We start from the raw sequence: 16,993 nt of genomic DNA, 5'->3' as shown, positions 1-16,993 counted from the left end.
GCCGCTCGCACGTCCGACCCCGGGCCACCATCCCGTGCCGAGTCAGGACGTATCCCCGTGACTCAGGGCGGCTCCTGCCGAGTCAGGGCGGAACTCCGCGAGTCAGAGGGCTCCGGCCCAGCCCAGACCGATGTCGACGAGGTCGACCCGCGGAAGGTGCGCCACGGCGTCGAGCGGGTGCCACGCCACGTCGTCGGTGGACCCGTCCTGCTCGACGGTGAGCGACCCTCCGACCACACGGGCCCGGTACACGACGCGGATGCCGTGCAGGGGTTCGGCGTCCGGGTCGTCCTCGAAGCCGATGAGGTCCTGGCGTTCCACCACGTGGCTGTCCACACCGAGCAAGCCGTGGAGCTCGACGTCGTACCCGGTCTCCTCGCGCACCTCGCGCACGGCGGCGTCCTCCGGGTGCTCGCCCGGGTCGATGCCGCCGCCGGGCAGCGTCCACCCCGACCGTCCCGTCGCGGACCAGTGCGGCAGGAGCACCTGACCGTCGTCGATGATCACGGCGTAGGCCGCCACCCGAAGGAACATGCCGAGATCCTGGCAGATCGCGACTGTCGCAGACGGGCGGCGAGGGCCTGAGTCGCCGCGTTCCGTCCTGACCGGACGGGATCCGTCCTGACCCGCCGAGTTTCGTCCTGACCCGCCGAGTTTCGTCCTGACCCGCCGAGATCCGTACTGACTCGCGGGAGGCGGGGTGGGGGCGCGGTGGACCGGCGGCGGTGGCAGGATGTCCCGCATGACGGACGACGGCGCCTTCACCGGCCACGACGCACCCCCGCCCGAGGCGGCCGCCACGACCGACCAGGGTCCGCAGCTGGACGACGTGGCCCAGGCCGAGCGGATCACGGCCTTCTGGGACACGGCCCGGCCCAGTGCCGGCCGGACCAGTCACGGCGGAGCCGTGGGGGAGCGGTCGGAGAACGTCGTCCCGCCCCCGGCCTGGGCGTTCGGCGACTCGCCGCGGCTGGCCGACGAGCTGCTCCGTCTGGTGCTCGTGGGGACCAAGACGGCGACGGCGTCGCTCGTCGTCGAGTACGAGGACGCCGGGGAACCCGAGCCCCGCAAGGGGGACCTGTCGATCCTGCTCGACGGGGCGGGCGAGCCCCGGGCGCTGATCCGGACCACCCAGGTCGACCGCGTGCCGTTCAGCGAGGTCACCGCGGAGCACGCCTGGCGTGAGGGCGAGGACGACCGGACGCTGGAGTCCTGGCGCACCGAGCACGAGCGCTACTGGCGCCGCACGCTGGCGGGCACCGCCCACGAGTTCGACCCGTCGCTGGAGGTCCTGTGCGAGCGGTTCAAGGTCCTCTACTCCGAGTGAGGTGATCGCGACATGCCGCTGCGCTGGTACTCGACCGTCGTGGAGTCCACCGACCCGCGTGCCCTGGCGGGCTGGTGGGCGGAGGCCCTGGGATGGGAGTTCGCCTACGAGTCCGACGAGGAGTGCGTCCTCGTCCCGCCCTGGGCCCGGGAGCTGGGCAGGAGCCTGACCTTCCACCAGACGCCCCCGGGGATGGTGTTCGTGCGGGTGGAGCACGAGAAGTCGTCGAAGAACCGCCTGCACTGGGACTTCGCGCCGCACACCAGCGACGACCGCGACGCCGAGATCGACCGGCTGGTGTCGCTCGGGGCGACGCGGATCGACGTCGGGCAGCCGGCGGACGCGTCGTGGACGGTGCTGGCGGACCCCGACGGCAACGAGTTCTGCGTGCTGTCCTCGCGGGAGATGTAGCTCGCGTCCTGTCCGCATGTTGAGACGCGCGTCCGCATGATGGCGTGCCCCCGCGTAGTATCGGCGCATGACGCGCAACATCGATCTGGCCGTGGTGGCAGGGGACGGTATCGGTCCCGAGGTCGTCGAGCAGGGTCTCACCGTGCTCGACGCGGCGCTGACCGGCGCCGACGTCAAGGTCTCGACGACCGAGCTCGACCTCGGCGCCCGTCGCTGGCACCGCACCGGCGAGACCCTCACCGACGAGGACCTCGCGCGCATCACGGACCACGACGCCATCCTGCTGGGCGCGATCGGCGACCCCTCGGTGCCGTCCGGCGTGCTGGAGCGCGGTCTGCTGCTCAAGCTCCGGTTCGCCCTCGACCACTACGTCAACCTGCGGCCCGGCAAGCTCTTCCCGGGCGTCACCAGCCCGCTGGCCGACCCGGGCGACGTCGACTTCGTCGTCGTCCGCGAGGGCACCGAGGGTCCGTACGTCGGCAACGGCGGGTCCGTCCGCACCGGGACGCCCCACGAGATCGCCACCGAGGTGTCGGTCAACACCGCCTTCGGCGTCGAGCGGGTCGTCCGCGACGCCTTCGCCCGCGCCCAGGCGCGCCCCCGGAAGCACCTGACGCTGGTGCACAAGCACAACGTGCTGGTGCACGCCGGTCACCTGTGGCGGCGCACCGTCGAGGCCGTCAACGCCGAGTTCCCGGACGTCACCACCGACTACCTGCACGTCGACGCCGCGACGATCTTCCTGACCACGAACCCCTCGCGGTTCGACGTCATCGTCACCGACAACCTCTTCGGCGACATCCTCACCGACCAGGCCGCGGCGATCACCGGCGGCATCGGGCTGGCCGCGTCCGGCAACATCAACCCCGACCGCACCACGCCCTCGATGTTCGAGCCGGTGCACGGGTCCGCCCCCGACATCGCGGGCCAGGGCAAGGCCGACCCGACGGCGACGGTGCTGTCCGTGTCCCTGCTGCTCGACCACCTCGGGCTGACCGAGCAGGCCCGCCGCGTCGAGGCCGCCGTGGCGGCCGACCTCGCCGAGCGGGGCGACCGGGTGCGGTCCACGGCGGAGGTCGGGCGCGAGCTCGCCGCGCGCGTCGCGGGCTGACCCGCCGGATCTGCCGCCCGGGAGCCGCACGGCTCCGGGCGCGCGAGGGGGCCGGCGCAGGGGCGGCGCCGCACGGGGTCCCACGATGCCGAGAGTCGTGGGACCCTACAGGGGTTACCTGGTGAAAGGCCTCTGATATGACCACGACCTCGCACAACGTGCTCCCCGAGGAGCTCGAGGACCTCGTCGCCCTGTTCGACGTCCGCGGAACCGACGAGCCCACCCCTGACGCCGAGCGCGAAGAAGCGCTCGCGGCACCCCGTTTCGGCACGGTGTTCACCGACCACATGGCCCGGGTGTCCTGGCGGCAGGAGGACGGCTGGCTCGACCGGCGCGTGGAGAAGTACGGTCCGCTGCAGCTCGACCCCGCCACCGCCGTCCTGCACTACGCGCAGGAGATCTTCGAGGGCATGAAGGCGTACAAGCACGCCGACGGGTCGGTGTGGACCTTCCGGCCCGAGGCGAACGCCGACCGGTTCGCGCGCTCGGCGCACCGGCTCGCGCTGCCCGCCCTGACGGTGGACGACTTCATCGGCTCGATCGCCGCGCTGGTGCGGACCGATCGCGCCTGGGTCCCCGGCGGGGAGGACTCGAGCCTCTACCTGCGCCCCTTCATGTTCGCCTCCGAGCCGTTCCTCGGCGTCCGGCCGGCCGCCGAGGTCGAGTACCTGTGCATCGCCTCGCCCGTCGGCCCGTACTTCGCCGGCGGCGTCAAGCCCGTCTCGATCTGGGTCTCCCAGGACTACCACCGGGCCGGGCCGGGCGGTACGGGCAACGCCAAGTGCGGCGGCAACTACGCCGCCAGCCTGCTGCCGCAGACCGAGGCGCAGCAGAACGGCTGCGACCAGGTGTGCTTCCTGGACGCCAGCACGAACTCCTACCTCGAGGAGCTCGGCGGCATGAACATCTTCGTGGTGATGGACGACGGCACCGTCCACACCCCGGAGCTGACCGGTTCGATCCTCGAGGGGATCACCCGCAAGTCCATCCTGCAGCTGGTGGCGGACCGCGGTCACGAGGTCGTCGAGCGGAGGATCTCCCTCGCCGAGATCGAGGCGGGCCTCGCCGGCGGCAGCGTGCGGGAGATGTTCGCCTGCGGCACCGCGGCGGTGGTGACGCCGGTGGGTCGTCTGGCCAGCAGCAACTTCGACCACACCGTCGCCGACGGTGAGCCGGGCGAGCTGACCATGGCGATCCGCAGCGAGCTCACGGACATCCAGTACGGGCGGGCGCGGGACCGGCACGGCTGGATGCGCCGGCTGGCCTGACCGCTCCACGACGAGGGGGCCGGTGCGGACGTCCGCACCGGCCCCCTCGTCGTCGGATCCTCAGCGCGGCGGGACCGTCGGCACCACGAGCGTCCGGGTGATGACGCTGCCGAGCATCGAGGCGACCGCGATCCCCAGGACCGCCCACACCAGCGCGGTCATCGCGCCGGACAGCGGGTCCGGGTTGCCGGTGAACGGCAGCACCGCGAGGATCACCGTCGTCAGCCCGACGAGCCAGCCGAAGAACATCCGCGGCCGCGGGGCCACGACCACGAGCAGGTTGAGCACGATGGCTGCGGCGAGCGCGAAGAGCGCCCCGGCGGCGGCCCACGAGGCGTCGTCCCCGCCGCCGGCGACGTCGGGCGGCGGGATCAGCTCGATGCCGAAGACCTCGTCGAAGATCACCGAGGCGGTGAAGCCGAGCAGGGCGCACACGAGCACGGTGGCGGCGGCCCCGGCCCAGTACCGGCCGATGTCGAGGCGCGGCTCGGGCGGAGGCGGCTTCGGTGCGGCCTCCCAGGTCGGCTTCTGCGCCGGCATCATCCCGGGAGGCTGTTCCGCCGGCTGGTTCACCGGCCGGTAGCGCTGCGTCGGGTCCTCGGACCCGTACGGACGCTGTTGATCGCTCACTGTCCCTCTCCTCGCCGTCGTCGTGCCCCTAGAGGACCACATCCGGGCCGTCGGCGCCCCCCGGACGTCCCCCCGGGGCACGTCACGGCGCCGCGCCGACCGGGTGCGCGAGGCCCTGCAGTGACAGGACGAGATCCTTGACGGACGCGGCCGGCACGGCTCGGTCGTCGTCGTGCACCCACGACGCGACCGGGTCGGGGACGGTCGGGTCGGAGCACAGCACCATCGGGGCGTCGAGGGCGGAGTCCGGCAACCGACCGTGCGTGCCGCCGACCCAGGAGGCGTCGAGCGGCACGGTCGACATCGCGTACCGCAGGCCGAGCTTCTTGCGCACGAGGTTCAGTCCGGCCTTGGCCTTCGCGAACCGGTCCGCGGGGTCGAAGAACAGCTCGGCCGGGTCGAAGCCGGGCTTGCGGTGGATGTCGACGGCGCGCGCGTACTCGGGGGCGCGGTCGTCCTCGAGCCAGAAGTAGTAGGTGAACCAGGCGCCCGGCTCGGCGACGACGACGAGCTCGCCCGAGCGTTCGTGGTCCAGCCCGTAGCGGGCCTGGGCCTCGCGGTCGAGCACCTCGTCGACGCCGGGCACGGTGCGCAGCAGGGCGGCGACCCGGGCCGCGTCGGATGCGTCGTCGACGTACACGTGCGCCACCTGGTGGTCGGCGACGGCGAACGCCCGCGAGGTCCACGGGTCGAGCTGTTCGCGGCCCGCCTGGGTGTACACCTCCAGCAGGCCCTCGCGACGCAGGACCCGGTTGAGGTGCACGGGGCGCTCGGCCCGGGTGATGCCGTACTCGGAGACGACCAGGACGGTCACGCCGTCGGCCTCGGCCTGGTCGAGCAGCGGCGCCAGCACGCCGTCCAGGTCGGCCGCGGCGGCGTCGGCCTGGGGAGACTCCGGGCCGAACCGCTGCAGGTCGTAGTCGAGGTGCGGGACGTAGGCGGTGGTCAGGTCGGCGGCCCGGGTGCGCAGCAGGTGCCGGGTGGCGTCCACGACCCAGCGGCTGGACGTGAGCGACGCCGTCGGGCCCCAGTAGGTGAACAGCGGGAAGTCGCCGAAGCGCTCGGCCAGCTCGTCGTGCAGGCCGGGCGGTCGCACGTAAGCGTCGGGGGACTTGCGGCCGTCGGCGTGGTAGATCGGCCGGGGCGTCACCGTGACCTCCGTGGTCATCCCCATCGCGTACCACCAGCACACGTTCACCGCGGAGTACCCCGGACGGCGCCGCCGGGCCGTCTCCCAGACCCTCTCGCCGGCGACCAGGCGGTGGTGCTGGCGCCACAGGTGGACCTCGCCCAGGTCGCGGAAGTACCAGCCGTTGGCGACGGCGCCGTGCTCGGCGGGGGACAGGCCCGTGAGCATCGTCGACTGGACCGTGCAGGTCACCGCCGGCAGCACGGTCGCCAGCGACGAGGACCATCCGCCGTCGGCGAGACGGCGGAGCCGGGGCATGTGGGCCAGGGCGCGGGGCGTGAGCCCCACGACGTCGAGCAGCAGGACGGGTTTCACGGGGTGCTCCTCCCGGCGGGGGTCAGGACGGTGTCACGGGCGGTCAGGTGGTCGGCGGCCCAGCGCAGCTCGGCGGCGATGCCCGCCACCAGCTCGTCGGTGCCGGACGGCAGGACGTCGGGGGGCAGGACCGACCAGGTGTACGTCTCCACGTCCAGGTGCGCCTCCTCCCCGTGCGGCGCCGCGGCCACCGCGGCGACGGCGTCGCGCAGCACGTCGGTGGTGGCCGTCAGGGGCGGCGCCGGGTCGTGGTGCAGCGGGACGTGGAAGTGCACGCGCCACGGCCCGCGGCCCGGCAGACCGCCCGCCAGCGCCTCGGTCAGGTCGTCGACGCCGTGCACCCGCCCGTCGGCACCGAGCTCGCGGGTCTGGTGGAGGTAGCGCGGTTCGGCGAACCGACGCACGGCATCACGGGCGGCGGGCGCCGCCGGGTCGGCGACGTGCAGGGCGGCGGAGGCCTGCACCTTGACGACCCGGAGCCCGGCCCCGGTGATGCGCCGCACCGCGGCGGCCGGGTCGGCGAACGACACCGCCAGGTGGCAGGTGTCGAGGCAGACGCCGACGAGTGCGGGGTCGATCCGCGCGGTCGCGGGCCGGTCGGCGCCGGTCCGGGCGCCCAGCCACCCCACGACGTCGTCGACGGTGTCCAGCACGCAGCCGGGTTCGGGCTCGACGGCGAGCCGGACGACCACGCCGCTGCGCTCCGCCAGGGCGCGCAGCTCGGCCGACAGGGTGGCCAGCGCCCGGGTGGCGGCCTCGTCGTCCGACGCCGTCCAGCCGGTGCGCCACCCCAGCGGGAGCGTCGAGACCGACCCGCCGGCGCCCGTCGGCAGCAGGTCGGCGAGCACCCGGGCGCAGGCGAGCGTGTAGGCCAGGCGCTCGGGCCGGGTCCAGTCGGGGCTGTAGACGGCGCGGCCCACGACGTCGGCGTGGAACCCGCCGGCGGGGAAGGCGTTCAGCGTGCGGACCTCGAGGCCGTGCTCGTGCAGGGCGACACGCAGGCGGTCGCGGTCGGCCGCGGAGGCGTCGAGGCGGTGGGCGAGACGGGCGGGCAGCCACAGCCCGATCCCGAGCCGGTCCAGCCCGGCGGCGCGGCGGACCGGGCCGGCGCTGCGGGCGAGCTGGTCCAGCACGCCGTCCAGGTCCTCGGCGGGGTGGACGTTGGTGCAGTACGACAGGTGCATGGGGCCCTCAGACGCGCGCGCCGCGCAGCACGGAGGAGCCCTCGAACTCGGCCGGGGCCGGGACCTCGCCGGCGACGACGCCGGGGACCGGCTCCAGCACGAGGTTGCCGGAGGCCCCGTAGAAGGTCACCGGGTTGCGCCACAGGACGCGGTCGACGTCGTGCTCGGTGAACCCGGCGGCGAGCATCTCGGCGCCGGTGCGCGCCGTCAGCAGCGGGTCGCTGCGGCCCCAGTCGGCGGCCGAGTTCACGATCATCCGCTCGGTGCCGTACTCGTCCAGCAGCGCCACCATGCGGTGCGGGTCCATCTTCGTGTCCGGGTAGATGGAGAAGCCCGCCCAGGCGCCGGCGTCGCGCACCATCGCCACGGTGGTCTCGTTGAGGTGGTCCACGAGCACCCGGGCGGGGTCGATCCCGGACTCGCGCACGACGTCGAGGGTGCGGCGGGTGCCGTTCAGCTTGTCCCGGTGCGGCGTGTGCACCAGGACGGGCAGCCCGGCCTCGCGCGCCATCTGGAGCTGGGCGGCGAACACCTCGTCCTCGGCGGGTGTCATCGAGTCGTAGCCGATCTCGCCGACCGCGACGACGCCGTCCTTGAGCAGGTAGCGCGGCACCTCAGCGAGCACCTCGCGGCAGCGCGGGTCGTTGGCCTCCTTGGGGTTGAGGGCGATGGTGGCGTGGTGCCGGATGCCGAACTGCTCGGCCCGGAACCGTTCCCAGCCGAGCAGGGAGTCGAAGTAGTCGGTGAACGAGGACACCCCGGTGCGCGGCTGGCCGAGCCAGAACGCGGGTTCGACGACGGCGCGCACCCCGGCGGCGTACATCCGCTCGTAGTCGTCGGTGGTCCGGCTGGTCATGTGGACGTGCGGGTCGAAGATGCGCATGGTCACTCCGCGGTGGTCGGGGCCGGGACGGCCGGGTCGGGTCGGTGCTGCAGCAGCCGGTCGACGTCGGCGGGGACCGGGCGTCCGGCGGCGCGTCGTTCGGCGGCGAAGTCGGACGCCATCCGCGCGGTCTCGGCGTCGACGCGGTCGGCCAGCCCGGCGACGGCGTGGAGGGGCACCCCGAGGAAGACGAGCTTGAGGACCGTGTGCCGCCACGTGTGCTGGTCCAGGTGCGCCGCGCCGAACGGTCCGACGGCGGCGGCCACGAGGGAGGGGTCGTTGGCGCGGTGGGCGTCGTGGGCGAGCTCGACGCCGGTCCGCGCGAGGGGGGAGCCGCCTCCCACGCCGCCGTCGGACTGCAGGGCGTCGAGGCCGCGCAGCACCCCGCGCCGCTCGCCGGTGTCCCCCTGCCAGAACAGGTCGCGCAGCCGTCCGGCGACGTCCTCGCCGTCGCCGGCGGCGTGGGCCAGCGCCACGACCAGGGCGGCGCGGGTCTCGTCCTCGAACGTGCCGTGCACGAGGCCGTGCGGGTCGGTCCCGGGACGCCGGGGTCCGCGGCCGGCCCGCCGAGAGGCGAGGGCGAAGGCGCGGGGCAGCGTGCGCGGGTCGCGGGCGACCTCGGCCCGGGTCCGGTCGATCCAGGTGTCGCTCATCAGGGGGCCTCCGGGTGGGGGTGCCCGACGACGTCCGCCCAGGCGCGCCGCAACGCGGCGAGGCTGCGGCGGGCGAGCGCCGGGGCGTCGTGGGAGTGGCGGGGCAGCTCGACCGCGGCGACGCCGCGGTAGTCGATGTCGGCCAGGGTGGCGAGCACGAGCGGCAGGTCGAGGTCGCCCTCGCCGAAGGGTCGGTGCTCGTGGTGCGTGCGGGGCATGTCGTCGAGCTGGACGTTCGTCAGCACCGGGGCGGCGGCGCGCAGCGCGCCGACCACGCCGCCGGGTTCGACGACGAGGCAGTGCCCGACGTCGACGGTCAGACCGAGACCGGCGGGGTCGCCGAGGTCCGAGCGCAGCCGCAGGGCGTCCTCGACGGTCTCGACGAGCATGCCCGGTTCGGGTTCGATCGCGAGCTGCACGCCGTGCTCGCCGGCCTCCTCCAGGAGGACCGGCAGACGGTCGAGCAGCCGGGCCCATCCCTCGGTGGGGCGGTCGCCGTCCGGGAGCACGCCGGAGAAGAAGGACACGCACGTCGCGTCGAGGGTGGCGGCGACGTCGATCGCCCGGGTCAGGTAGCGCATCCGCAGGTCGGCCTCGTGGTCGACGAGGGTGGGCCGGTGCTTCGTCCACGCGTCGAGGGTGTAGCGCGTCCCCGTCTCGACGACGACGTCCGCCCCCGCGCCGTCGCGCATCCGGCCCAGGCGGTCGGCCAGCCGGGCCGTCGCGGACGCGGCACCGGGTGCGAACGGGTCGAGGTGCGGGTGGCCGAGCGTGAGGGCGACGGCCTCGTAGCCGAGCGTGTCGAGGACGTCGAGCGCGGCGGGCAGCGGGTGGTCGCCGAACCCGTTGGTGCCGTACCCGAGCGCGAACGGGGGCCGGTCGGGGGCGGGGTGGGTGGTCACGTGATGCTCACCTGCCGACGGCCCCGTCGGTGCAGCAGCCGCCCGGTGAGGGCCGCGCCGGCCAGCACGGCGCTGCTCGCCCGGCGGCCGCCGCGCAGGGTCCAGGCCGCCTGCAGCGGGATCATGGCCTGCAGCCCCGCCCGCGTCGCGGTCCTGGCCGCGGTGGCCGTGCGGTCCGCGGCCGCGGTGCGCTGCGCCGGCAGGCAGGTGGCCACGTATCCGGCGGTGGCGGCCAGCGCTGCGACGCGCCGGACCGTGGGACCGCCCGGCGGACCGGCCGGTGACCGCCACGCCGCGACGGCCGTGGTGGCGGCGACCACCACGGTGCCGGCCACGGCGGACCCTGCCACGCCGCGGGTGGTGCCGTGGACCTCGCCGCGCGACAGCGCCGTCACGGCGAGCGTGTGCGTCGTCAGCACGGCGGCGGTCGGCAGCGCCGTCCGCACGGAGCCCGGGGTGGCGCCCAGCAGTACGTCGAGCCCGCGGCATGCGGCCATCACGACGGCACCGGCGGGCCGGTCCTTCGCCGCGAGGTCGTAGGTGAGCACGCACGCGGCGAGCGGCACCGCGACGGTGAGCCCCCGCCGGCCGCTCGCGGCACCCGCGGCCGCGACGCCGGTGGCGACGAGCCCCGTGCCGACGGCGAGCGCCTGCCGGGGCGTCACGCGTCCGGAGGGGATGGGACGTTCGGGACGTTCGACGGCGTCGAGGTCGCGGTCGCCGTAGTCGTTGAGCGCCATGCCACCGAGGTAGAGGCAGGTCGAGGCGACGGGCAGCAGGGCGTGCCGCGCCGGGCGGAGGTCCGGCGGCGGTGCCGTGGCCATCCCGGCGAGGGTGTCGCCGAGGACGGTCAGCGCCGCCGGGGCGCGGACGAGCTCGACCAGGTCGCCCGCCCTCATGGCCGCCGAGCCACGGCGTCGGCGGTGCGACCGGCCCAGTCCGCGAGCTCGACCGCCTGGGCGGCGGCCCCGTGCACGTCGGACCCCCAGGGGTCCTTGAAGAAGTACCCCAGCTCCGGGACGGGGCCGGCCAGCCCGGCCGCGTGCGCGAGGGCCAGCAGGCGGGCGAGGTCGAGGACCATCGGCGCGGCGAGCATGGAGTCGTGCGCGCTCCACGTGGTCTGCAGGGTGAGGCGCGAGCCGAGGAACCCCTCGACGTGCACGTGGTCCCACGCGACCTTGACGTCGCCGAGGTCGGGGACGTTGTCGATGTGCAGCGGGGTGACGTCGGTGCCGGTCAGGTCGCGCAGGCCGCGGTTCTTGGAGGTCAGCTTGCTGCGGGCCGCCACGGGGTCGGCCAGGGTGGCGCCGTCGCCGCCACCGAGGAGGTTCGTCCCGGCCCAGGACAGCACCCGCAGGCCGCGGGCGGCGAAGGCCGGGGCCAGGACGGTGCGCAGCCAGGTCTGTCCCGTCTTGCCGTCGCGGCCGGCCACGGGGAGCCCGGCCTCGGTGGCCCAGCGGGTCAGGACCGGCACGGTCATGCCGGCCGACGGGGTGAACGAGGCGTAGGCGCAGCCGGCGAGCACGGCGGCGTACGCGGTCACCGAGGAGGCCGGGAGCACGGCGCGGTCGGGGTCGAGCAGCGCGGCACGCAGCAGCTCGGGGTCGTCGTGCTCGGGGACCGGGTCCAGCGGCGGTTCGGTCGAGGCGACGTCGATCACGACGACCCGGTCGAGGCGGTGGCGCTCGCGGAAGGCGACGAGGTCGGCGGCGAGCGTCTCGGCGGCCTCCTGCTGGGAGCCCTGGTGATGGCGGGGGTCGTGGCCGGGCCGGACCTCGGCGTCGGCGGCGGCCAGGGCGTCGCGCGTGCCGGCCAGCAGGTGGCCGGGGATCATGCCGGCGTCGGCGAGCGCCTCGGCCTGCTTGACCACCGTGGTCGGGGCGACGTCGTGCCCGCCGACGACCAGGTCGTCGAACGCGGGCAGGGCGAGCCGGTCGAACGGTTCGGCCGCCGTGACGCAGCCGGTCGGCGGGGCGTGGCCGGCGGCGAGCGCGGCGAGCCCGAGCGTGGCCGTGGTGGCCACCGAGCCGCGGGCGCCGACCAACCAGAGGCCGGTGCGGCCCGTCGTCGCGGGCGGCTGCGTGGCGGTCGTGGTCCCGTGGTGCATCGTTGCTCCCCCCAGAAGCCGGTCGCGCGGACCGGTCGTGGCGTCGGAGGCGTCCCTGCCTCCGGCCGTCACGCTAGCGGGACTTACGGCGATATGCAATCAAAAGATGACCAACTTTGGTTAGAACCGGCGAGGGGTGTCCGCGGCTCGGACGGGGCTGACCGATGGGTGGCCACCTGTGGCACCATGTGACGTATGACTCACGCACGGCGGTGCGACCAGCGCCGTCACTGCCTCATTAGCTAGCGCGTCCGGTGCACCCCCACCGGACGCGCAGACCTTCCGTACCCGGAGGGTCTTTTTTGTTGCCGCCACCGCACCTACGGAGCCACCGATGGCCACCGCACCGTTCCACGTGTACGACACCACCCTGCGCGACGGCGCCCAGCAGGAGGGCATGAACCTGTCCGTCGCGGACAAGCTCGCGATCGCGCCGCTGCTGGACGAGCTCGGCGTCGGCTTCATCGAGGGCGGCTGGCCCGGCGCGATCCCCAAGGACACCGAGTTCTTCCGGCGCGCGGCCAAGGAGCTCGAGCTGAAGAACGCCGTGCTGGCGGCCTTCGGAGCCACCCGGCGCGCGGGCTCCCGGGCGTGGGACGACCCCCAGGTGCGCGCCCTGCTCGACTCCGAGGCCCCCGTGGTGACGCTCGTGGCCAAGTCCGACGTCCGGCACGTCGAGCGGGCGCTGCGCACGACGCCGGACGAGGGACTGGCGATGATCACCGACACCGTGCAGTTCCTCGTGGGGGAGGGTCGCCGCGTCGTGGTGGACGCCGAGCACTTCTTCGACGGCTACCGGTATGACCCGGCCTACACGCGGTCCGCGGTCGCGGCGGCCTTCGAGGCCGGTGCCGAGGTGGTCGCGCTGTGCGACACCAACGGCGGCATGCTGCCCGACTGGGTGGGCGACGTCGTCGAGGAGCTGCGGACCGGGCTCGACCTGCCGCACGGCCGCGATGCCCTGCCGGGCGACCCGCTGCTCGGCATGCACGCGCACAACGACTCCGGGTGCGCCGTGGCCAACACGCTGGCCGCCGTCGCCGCCGGGTGCGCGCACGTCCAGGGCACCGTCAACGGCTACGGCGAGCGCACCGGGAACGTGGACCTGGTGTCCGTCGTCGCGAACCTCGCGCTCAAGCGCGGCCTGCCGACCCTCGCCGGCGACGGGCTGGCCGACTCCACCCGCATCGCGCACGCCGTCGCCGAGATCACCAACATCGCGCCCTACACCCGCCAGCCGTACGTCGGGGCCAGCGCGTTCGCGCACAAGGCCGGCCTGCACGCCAGCGCCATCAAGATCGACCCGGACCTGTACCAGCACATCGACCCGACGGCCGTGGGCAACGACATGCGGATGCTGGTCTCCGACATGGCCGGGCGGGCGTCGGTCGAGCTCAAGGGCCGCGAGCTGGGGTTCGACCTGGCCGGCCAGGGAGAGCTGCTGACCCGCGTGACCAACCGCGTCAAGGACGCCGAGGCGCAGGGCTACACGTTCGACGCCGCCGACGCCTCCTTCGAGCTCATCCTGCGCGAGGAGCTCACCGGGCAGCGGCCGGCTTACTTCCGGGTCGAGTCGTGGCGCGCGATCGTCGAGACCACGGGCGGGCGCGGCGGCGTGCCGGACGCCGACCAGCGGGACGCCGAGGCGCTGGCCGAGGCGACGGTCAAGCTGCACGCCGGTGGCGAACGCATCGTGGTCACCGGGGAGGGCAACGGTCCGGTCAACGCCCTGGACCAGGCCCTGCGGCACGCCCTGCGGAAGGTCTACCCGACCATCGAGACCTTCGAGCTGGTGGACTTCAAGGTGCGGATCATGGACGCCGAGCACGGCACGGACGCCACCACCCGGGTGCTGGTCGAGACCACGGACGGCCACCACACCTGGTCGACCGTCGGGGTCGGGCCGAACATCATCGAGGCCGCCTGGGAGGCGCTCATCGACGCCCACGTCTACGGGCTGCTGCACGCCGACGTCGAGCCCCGCTGACCCCTCTCCTGTTGTGGGCATGAAATCTGCAGCTCCGGGTGCGCCCGGAGCTGCAGATCTCATGCCCACAACGGTCCGCGCGGGGCGGTTAGGCTGGCGGGGTGCATGGTGAGTACAAGGTCCCCGGCGGCAAGCTCGTCGCGGTCGACCTCGCGGTCGACGAGTCCACCGGACATGGCGTCCTGACGGACGTGCGCGTGTCGGGCGACTTCTTCCTCGAACCCGACGAGGCGCTGGGCGTCATCGACACCGCCCTGACCGGGCTGCCGGCCACGACCGGCACCGGCGAGCTCGCGCGCACCGTCACCGAGGCGCTGGAGAAGGCCGAGCAGGGCGGGGAGATCGCCGGACCCGTGGCGATGGTCGGCTTCGACGCCCGGGCCGTGGCCGTCGCCGTGCGTCGCGCGCTGGGCCTGGCCACCACCTGGGAGGACCACACCTTCGAGGTGCTGCGCCCCGGACCCCTGCCCCCGCGCACGCTCGCGGCGCTCGACCAGGTGCTCACCGAGGAGCTCGCGGCCGGCCGCCGCGGCCCGACGCTGCGGTTCTGGGACTGGGACGAGCGGGCCGTGTTCATCGGTTCCTTTCAGTCCTACCGCAACGAGATCGACGAGGACGGCGTCGCCGAGCACGACGTGACCGTCGTGCGACGCATCTCCGGCGGCGGCGCGATGTTCATGGAAGCGGGCAACTGCGTCACGTTCTCCCTGGTCGTGCCCGGCTCACTCGTCGACGGGATGAGCTTCGAGCAGTCCTACGCGTTCCTGGACACCTGGGTGCTCGGCGCGCTGGGCGAGCTGGGTGTGGAGGCGTACTTCAGCGGCATGAACGACGTCGCCTCACCCGGCGGCAAGCTCGCCGGGTCCGCGCAGAAGCGGCTGGCGGGGGGAGCGGTGCTGCACCACATGACGATGGCCTACGACATCGACGCCGACAAGATGATGCAGGTGCTGCGCATCGGCCGGGAGAAGATGTCCGACAAGGGCACCCGCAGCGCGAACAAGCGCGTCGACCCGCTGCGCTCGCAGACCGGCATGACGCGTGACGACGTCGTCGAGGCGTTCGCGGTGTACTTCGCCGAGCGGCACCGGACCGAGCCCTCCGACCTGCGCCCCGAGGAGCTCGAGCGGGCCCAGGACCTGGTGCGCACCAAGTTCGACACCGCCGAGTGGATCCACCGGGTGCCCTGAGCAGGTCAGGCGGGTGGGCGCGCGCCGAAGACGGCGGTCCCGACGCGCACGATCGTGGCCCCCTCGGCGACCGCGAGCTCGAGGTCGGTCGACATCCCCATCGACAGCTCCCGGGCGTCCTCGGTGCCGGGCGTGCCACCGGCCACGACCTCGTCGCGGACCGCGCGCAGCCGGGCGAATCCGGCACGCACCTCGTCCTCGTCGGGGGTGTTCGCCCCGATGGTCAGGAACCCGGTCAGGTGCAGCCCCTCCAGCGCCGCGACGCCGGTCGCGAGCTCGACGGCCTCCGTCGGCGCCACCCCGGACTTGGACTCCTCGCCGGAGACGTTGACCTGCACCATGACGTCCAGCGTCCGGCCGTCGCGGACGCAGCGCCGCGCCACCGCCTCCGCGAGCGAGAGCCGGTCCACGGCGGCCAGCCCCGTGACGGTCGGCAGCATCTGGTTGATCTTGTTGCGCTGCAGGGTCCCGATCATGTGCACCTCGAGCCGGCCGGCGGCGACCAGGTCGGCCAGGTCCGGCGCCTTGGCGACCAGCTCCTGGACCCGGTTCTCCCCGACGAGCACCGGCCGGTCGTCCCCGCGCGCGGCCGCCAGGTCGGCGGCGGCGTGGACGGCCGCGAGGACGGTCCCGGCGTCCTGGGTCTTGGTGGCCAGCATCAGCCGGACGTCGTCGGGGCGCCGGCCCGCCGCGGTGGCGGCGTCGTCGATCCGTGCGCGTACCCGGGCGATCCGGTCGGGGAGGTCGGACGGCATGGCGCCCAGTGTAGGAACCTCCGGGGCAGGATCAGGGACCTCCCGGATGCCCTGCCCGGCCCCACGGGGCACAATCGACGGCGTGAAAGCGATCCTCAACGTCATCTGGCTCGTGCTGTCGGGCTTCTGGCTCGCGATCGGGTACGCCGCCGCGGGCATCATCTGCTGCCTGCTCATCGTGACGATCCCCTGGGGGATCGCCTCGTTCCGCATCGCCGGCTACGCCCTGTGGCCGTTCGGTCGCACCGTCGTGGATCGTCCCGGCGCCGGCGGCTGGTCCGTGCTGGGCAACATCATCTGGATCGTCGTCGCGGGCTGGTGGCTGGCCCTCGGGCACGTCGTCACCGCGATCCCGCTGTTCGTGTCGATCATCGGGATCCCGCTCGGCATCGCCAACCTCAAGATGATCCCGATCTCCCTGCTGCCGCTCGGCAAGGACATCGTCTCCACCGACACCCGGTACCCGACCTACCAGCCCTCCTGACGCCGCCCGTCCCCGCCCCGGCACCGGGCCGCCCGTGGGCCGGCCTCACCGGGCCAGGGGAGCGGTGGTGGCGCCGGTGAGCCGCACCAGGTCCGCGGGGGCGAGGGAGAGGTCCAGGCCGCGCCGACCGCCCGAGACGTAGACGACCGCCAGCGACGTCGCGGAGGCGTCCAGGACCGTGACCAGGCGGGTGCGCTGCCCCAGCGGGGAGATGCCGCCGGCGACGTAGCCGGTGGCGCGCTCGGCCCGGGCGACCGGCGCCATCACCGCCTTCTTGCCGCCGACGGCGCGGGCGAGCGCCTTGAGGTCGAGCTCGCCCGTCACGGGGACCACGGCGACCACCAGCTCGCCGTCGACGTCGGCGACGAGCGACTTGAACACCTGCTCGGGCGGGACGCCGATCGCCCGCGCCGCCTCGAGCCCGTAGCCCAGGGTGCTGCGGGGGTCGTGGTCGTACGGGTGCAGCCCGTGCGGGATCCCGGCCCTCTCCAGGGCGAGCACGGCGAGGGTCGGTGCGCTGTTCCTCCGGCGTGTCACGCGGCCAGTGTGCCCGACGACTCGCCGGCGGGCAGGTCCGCCCCACGGCACGGACCGCCC

General features: G+C 74.1%; 18 protein-coding genes. 7 read left to right on the top strand and 11 right to left on the bottom strand.

Going from position 1 to position 16,993, the window contains the following annotated elements:
• Positions 1-102: 102 nt before the first annotated feature.
• Complete coding sequence (locus HLI28_RS09535; protein ID WP_171247279.1) at positions 103-534, bottom strand: NUDIX hydrolase; 432 nt, start codon at positions 532-534, stop codon at positions 103-105.
• Between the two features lie 208 nt (positions 535-742).
• Between HLI28_RS09535 and HLI28_RS09530 the strand changes: the two genes are divergently transcribed.
• From HLI28_RS09530 to HLI28_RS09515, 4 genes are all read left to right on the top strand, one after another.
• Complete coding sequence (locus HLI28_RS09530) at positions 743-1,327, top strand: ASCH domain-containing protein (RefSeq protein WP_171247278.1); 585 nt, start codon at positions 743-745, stop codon at positions 1,325-1,327.
• A gap of 12 nt (positions 1,328-1,339) precedes the next feature.
• Positions 1,340-1,738 carry a VOC family protein gene (locus HLI28_RS09525; RefSeq protein WP_171247277.1) on the top strand — a complete coding sequence of 133 codons (399 nt, stop codon included), beginning with the start codon at positions 1,340-1,342 and terminating at the stop codon, positions 1,736-1,738.
• A 67-nt stretch (positions 1,739-1,805) separates the two neighbouring features.
• Positions 1,806-2,849, top strand: coding sequence for a 3-isopropylmalate dehydrogenase (locus tag HLI28_RS09520; protein WP_171247276.1), 1,044 nt, complete (start codon positions 1,806-1,808; stop codon positions 2,847-2,849).
• 137 nt (positions 2,850-2,986) lie between these two features.
• Positions 2,987-4,117 carry a branched-chain amino acid aminotransferase gene (locus HLI28_RS09515; RefSeq protein ID WP_171247275.1) on the top strand — a complete coding sequence of 377 codons (1,131 nt, stop codon included), beginning with the start codon at positions 2,987-2,989 and terminating at the stop codon, positions 4,115-4,117.
• 60 nt (positions 4,118-4,177) lie between these two features.
• Here HLI28_RS09515 and HLI28_RS09510 read toward each other — a convergent pair whose 3' ends face one another.
• The 8 genes from HLI28_RS09510 to HLI28_RS09480 all read right to left on the bottom strand — a co-directional run bounded on the left by HLI28_RS09510 (position 4,178) and on the right by HLI28_RS09480 (position 11,980).
• Entirely contained in the window at positions 4,178-4,747 is a 570-nt protein-coding gene (locus tag HLI28_RS09510; RefSeq protein WP_171247274.1) for a hypothetical protein, read from the bottom strand.
• Positions 4,748-4,829: 82 nt separating this feature from the next.
• Positions 4,830-6,251 (bottom strand): alkaline phosphatase family protein, encoded by a 1,422-nt coding sequence (locus HLI28_RS09505; protein ID WP_171247273.1) that lies wholly within the window; start codon positions 6,249-6,251, stop codon positions 4,830-4,832.
• Entirely contained in the window at positions 6,248-7,435 is a 1,188-nt protein-coding gene (gene eboE, locus HLI28_RS09500; protein WP_171247272.1) for a metabolite traffic protein EboE, read from the bottom strand. The genes HLI28_RS09505 and eboE overlap by 4 nt, the downstream gene beginning before the upstream one ends.
• A gap of 7 nt (positions 7,436-7,442) precedes the next feature.
• On the bottom strand, positions 7,443-8,318 hold the full coding sequence (locus tag HLI28_RS09495; RefSeq protein WP_171247271.1) for a TatD family hydrolase: 876 nt from the start codon (positions 8,316-8,318) through the stop codon (positions 7,443-7,445).
• A 2-nt stretch (positions 8,319-8,320) separates the two neighbouring features.
• Positions 8,321-8,971: an EboA domain-containing protein gene (locus HLI28_RS15280; protein WP_216077562.1), complete on the bottom strand. Its 651-nt coding sequence runs from the start codon at positions 8,969-8,971 to the stop codon at positions 8,321-8,323.
• Positions 8,971-9,873, bottom strand: a complete 903-nt coding sequence (locus HLI28_RS15275; RefSeq protein ID WP_343035758.1) for a sugar phosphate isomerase/epimerase family protein — start codon at positions 9,871-9,873, stop codon at positions 8,971-8,973. The genes HLI28_RS15280 and HLI28_RS15275 overlap by 1 nt, the downstream gene beginning before the upstream one ends.
• A complete protein-coding gene (locus HLI28_RS09485; protein WP_171247270.1) occupies positions 9,870-10,772 on the bottom strand; it encodes an SCO3242 family prenyltransferase in 903 nt (300 codons plus the stop codon). The genes HLI28_RS15275 and HLI28_RS09485 overlap by 4 nt, the downstream gene beginning before the upstream one ends.
• Positions 10,769-11,980, bottom strand: coding sequence for an inositol-3-phosphate synthase (locus tag HLI28_RS09480; RefSeq protein ID WP_171247269.1), 1,212 nt, complete (start codon positions 11,978-11,980; stop codon positions 10,769-10,771). Before HLI28_RS09480 ends, HLI28_RS09485 begins: the two co-directional genes overlap by 4 nt.
• 334 nt (positions 11,981-12,314) lie before the next feature.
• Between HLI28_RS09480 and cimA the strand changes: the two genes are divergently transcribed.
• A complete protein-coding gene (cimA, locus tag HLI28_RS09475; protein ID WP_171247268.1) occupies positions 12,315-13,967 on the top strand; it encodes a citramalate synthase in 1,653 nt (550 codons plus the stop codon).
• Between the two features lie 101 nt (positions 13,968-14,068).
• On the top strand, positions 14,069-15,157 hold the full coding sequence (lplB, locus tag HLI28_RS09470; RefSeq protein ID WP_171247267.1) for a lipoate-protein ligase small subunit: 1,089 nt from the start codon (positions 14,069-14,071) through the stop codon (positions 15,155-15,157).
• Between the two features lie 5 nt (positions 15,158-15,162).
• Here the strand turns inward: lplB and HLI28_RS09465 are convergent, their stop codons facing one another.
• Positions 15,163-15,912 carry a YggS family pyridoxal phosphate-dependent enzyme gene (locus HLI28_RS09465; protein WP_171247266.1) on the bottom strand — a complete coding sequence of 250 codons (750 nt, stop codon included), beginning with the start codon at positions 15,910-15,912 and terminating at the stop codon, positions 15,163-15,165.
• 82 nt (positions 15,913-15,994) lie between these two features.
• Here HLI28_RS09465 and HLI28_RS09460 point away from each other — a divergent pair, with 82 nt between their 5' ends.
• Positions 15,995-16,396 (top strand): YccF domain-containing protein, encoded by a 402-nt coding sequence (locus tag HLI28_RS09460; RefSeq protein ID WP_171247265.1) that lies wholly within the window; start codon positions 15,995-15,997, stop codon positions 16,394-16,396.
• Positions 16,397-16,441: 45 nt separating this feature from the next.
• Here the strand turns inward: HLI28_RS09460 and ybaK are convergent, their stop codons facing one another.
• Positions 16,442-16,933 (bottom strand): Cys-tRNA(Pro) deacylase, encoded by a 492-nt coding sequence (gene ybaK / locus HLI28_RS09455; RefSeq protein WP_171247264.1) that lies wholly within the window; start codon positions 16,931-16,933, stop codon positions 16,442-16,444.
• Positions 16,934-16,993: the final 60 nt, after the last annotated feature.

Source organism: Isoptericola sediminis, from assembly GCF_013085345.1.
GTDB classification, from domain to species: domain Bacteria; phylum Actinomycetota; class Actinomycetes; order Actinomycetales; family Cellulomonadaceae; genus Isoptericola; species Isoptericola sediminis.
This window is presented reverse-complemented; position numbering and strand designations above follow the sequence as displayed.

Excerpts from the sequence above, each read along its gene's own strand:
- HLI28_RS09535 (WP_171247279.1), bottom strand. The coding sequence starts at position 534 with ATGTTCCTTCGGGTGGCGGCCTACGCCGTGATCATCGACGACGGTCAG.
- HLI28_RS09530 (WP_171247278.1), top strand. The coding sequence starts at position 743 with ATGACGGACGACGGCGCCTTCACCGGCCACGACGCACCCCCGCCCGAG.
- HLI28_RS09525 (WP_171247277.1), top strand. The coding sequence starts at position 1,340 with ATGCCGCTGCGCTGGTACTCGACCGTCGTGGAGTCCACCGACCCGCGT.
- HLI28_RS09520 (WP_171247276.1), top strand. The coding sequence starts at position 1,806 with ATGACGCGCAACATCGATCTGGCCGTGGTGGCAGGGGACGGTATCGGT.
- HLI28_RS09515 (WP_171247275.1), top strand. The coding sequence starts at position 2,987 with ATGACCACGACCTCGCACAACGTGCTCCCCGAGGAGCTCGAGGACCTC.
- eboE (WP_171247272.1), bottom strand. The coding sequence starts at position 7,435 with ATGCACCTGTCGTACTGCACCAACGTCCACCCCGCCGAGGACCTGGAC.
- HLI28_RS09495 (WP_171247271.1), bottom strand. The coding sequence starts at position 8,318 with ATGCGCATCTTCGACCCGCACGTCCACATGACCAGCCGGACCACCGAC.
- HLI28_RS15280 (WP_216077562.1), bottom strand. The coding sequence starts at position 8,971 with ATGAGCGACACCTGGATCGACCGGACCCGGGCCGAGGTCGCCCGCGAC.
- HLI28_RS09485 (WP_171247270.1), bottom strand. The coding sequence starts at position 10,772 with ATGAGGGCGGGCGACCTGGTCGAGCTCGTCCGCGCCCCGGCGGCGCTG.
- HLI28_RS09480 (WP_171247269.1), bottom strand. The coding sequence starts at position 11,980 with ATGCACCACGGGACCACGACCGCCACGCAGCCGCCCGCGACGACGGGC.
- cimA (WP_171247268.1), top strand. The coding sequence starts at position 12,315 with ATGGCCACCGCACCGTTCCACGTGTACGACACCACCCTGCGCGACGGC.
- HLI28_RS09465 (WP_171247266.1), bottom strand. The coding sequence starts at position 15,912 with ATGCCGTCCGACCTCCCCGACCGGATCGCCCGGGTACGCGCACGGATC.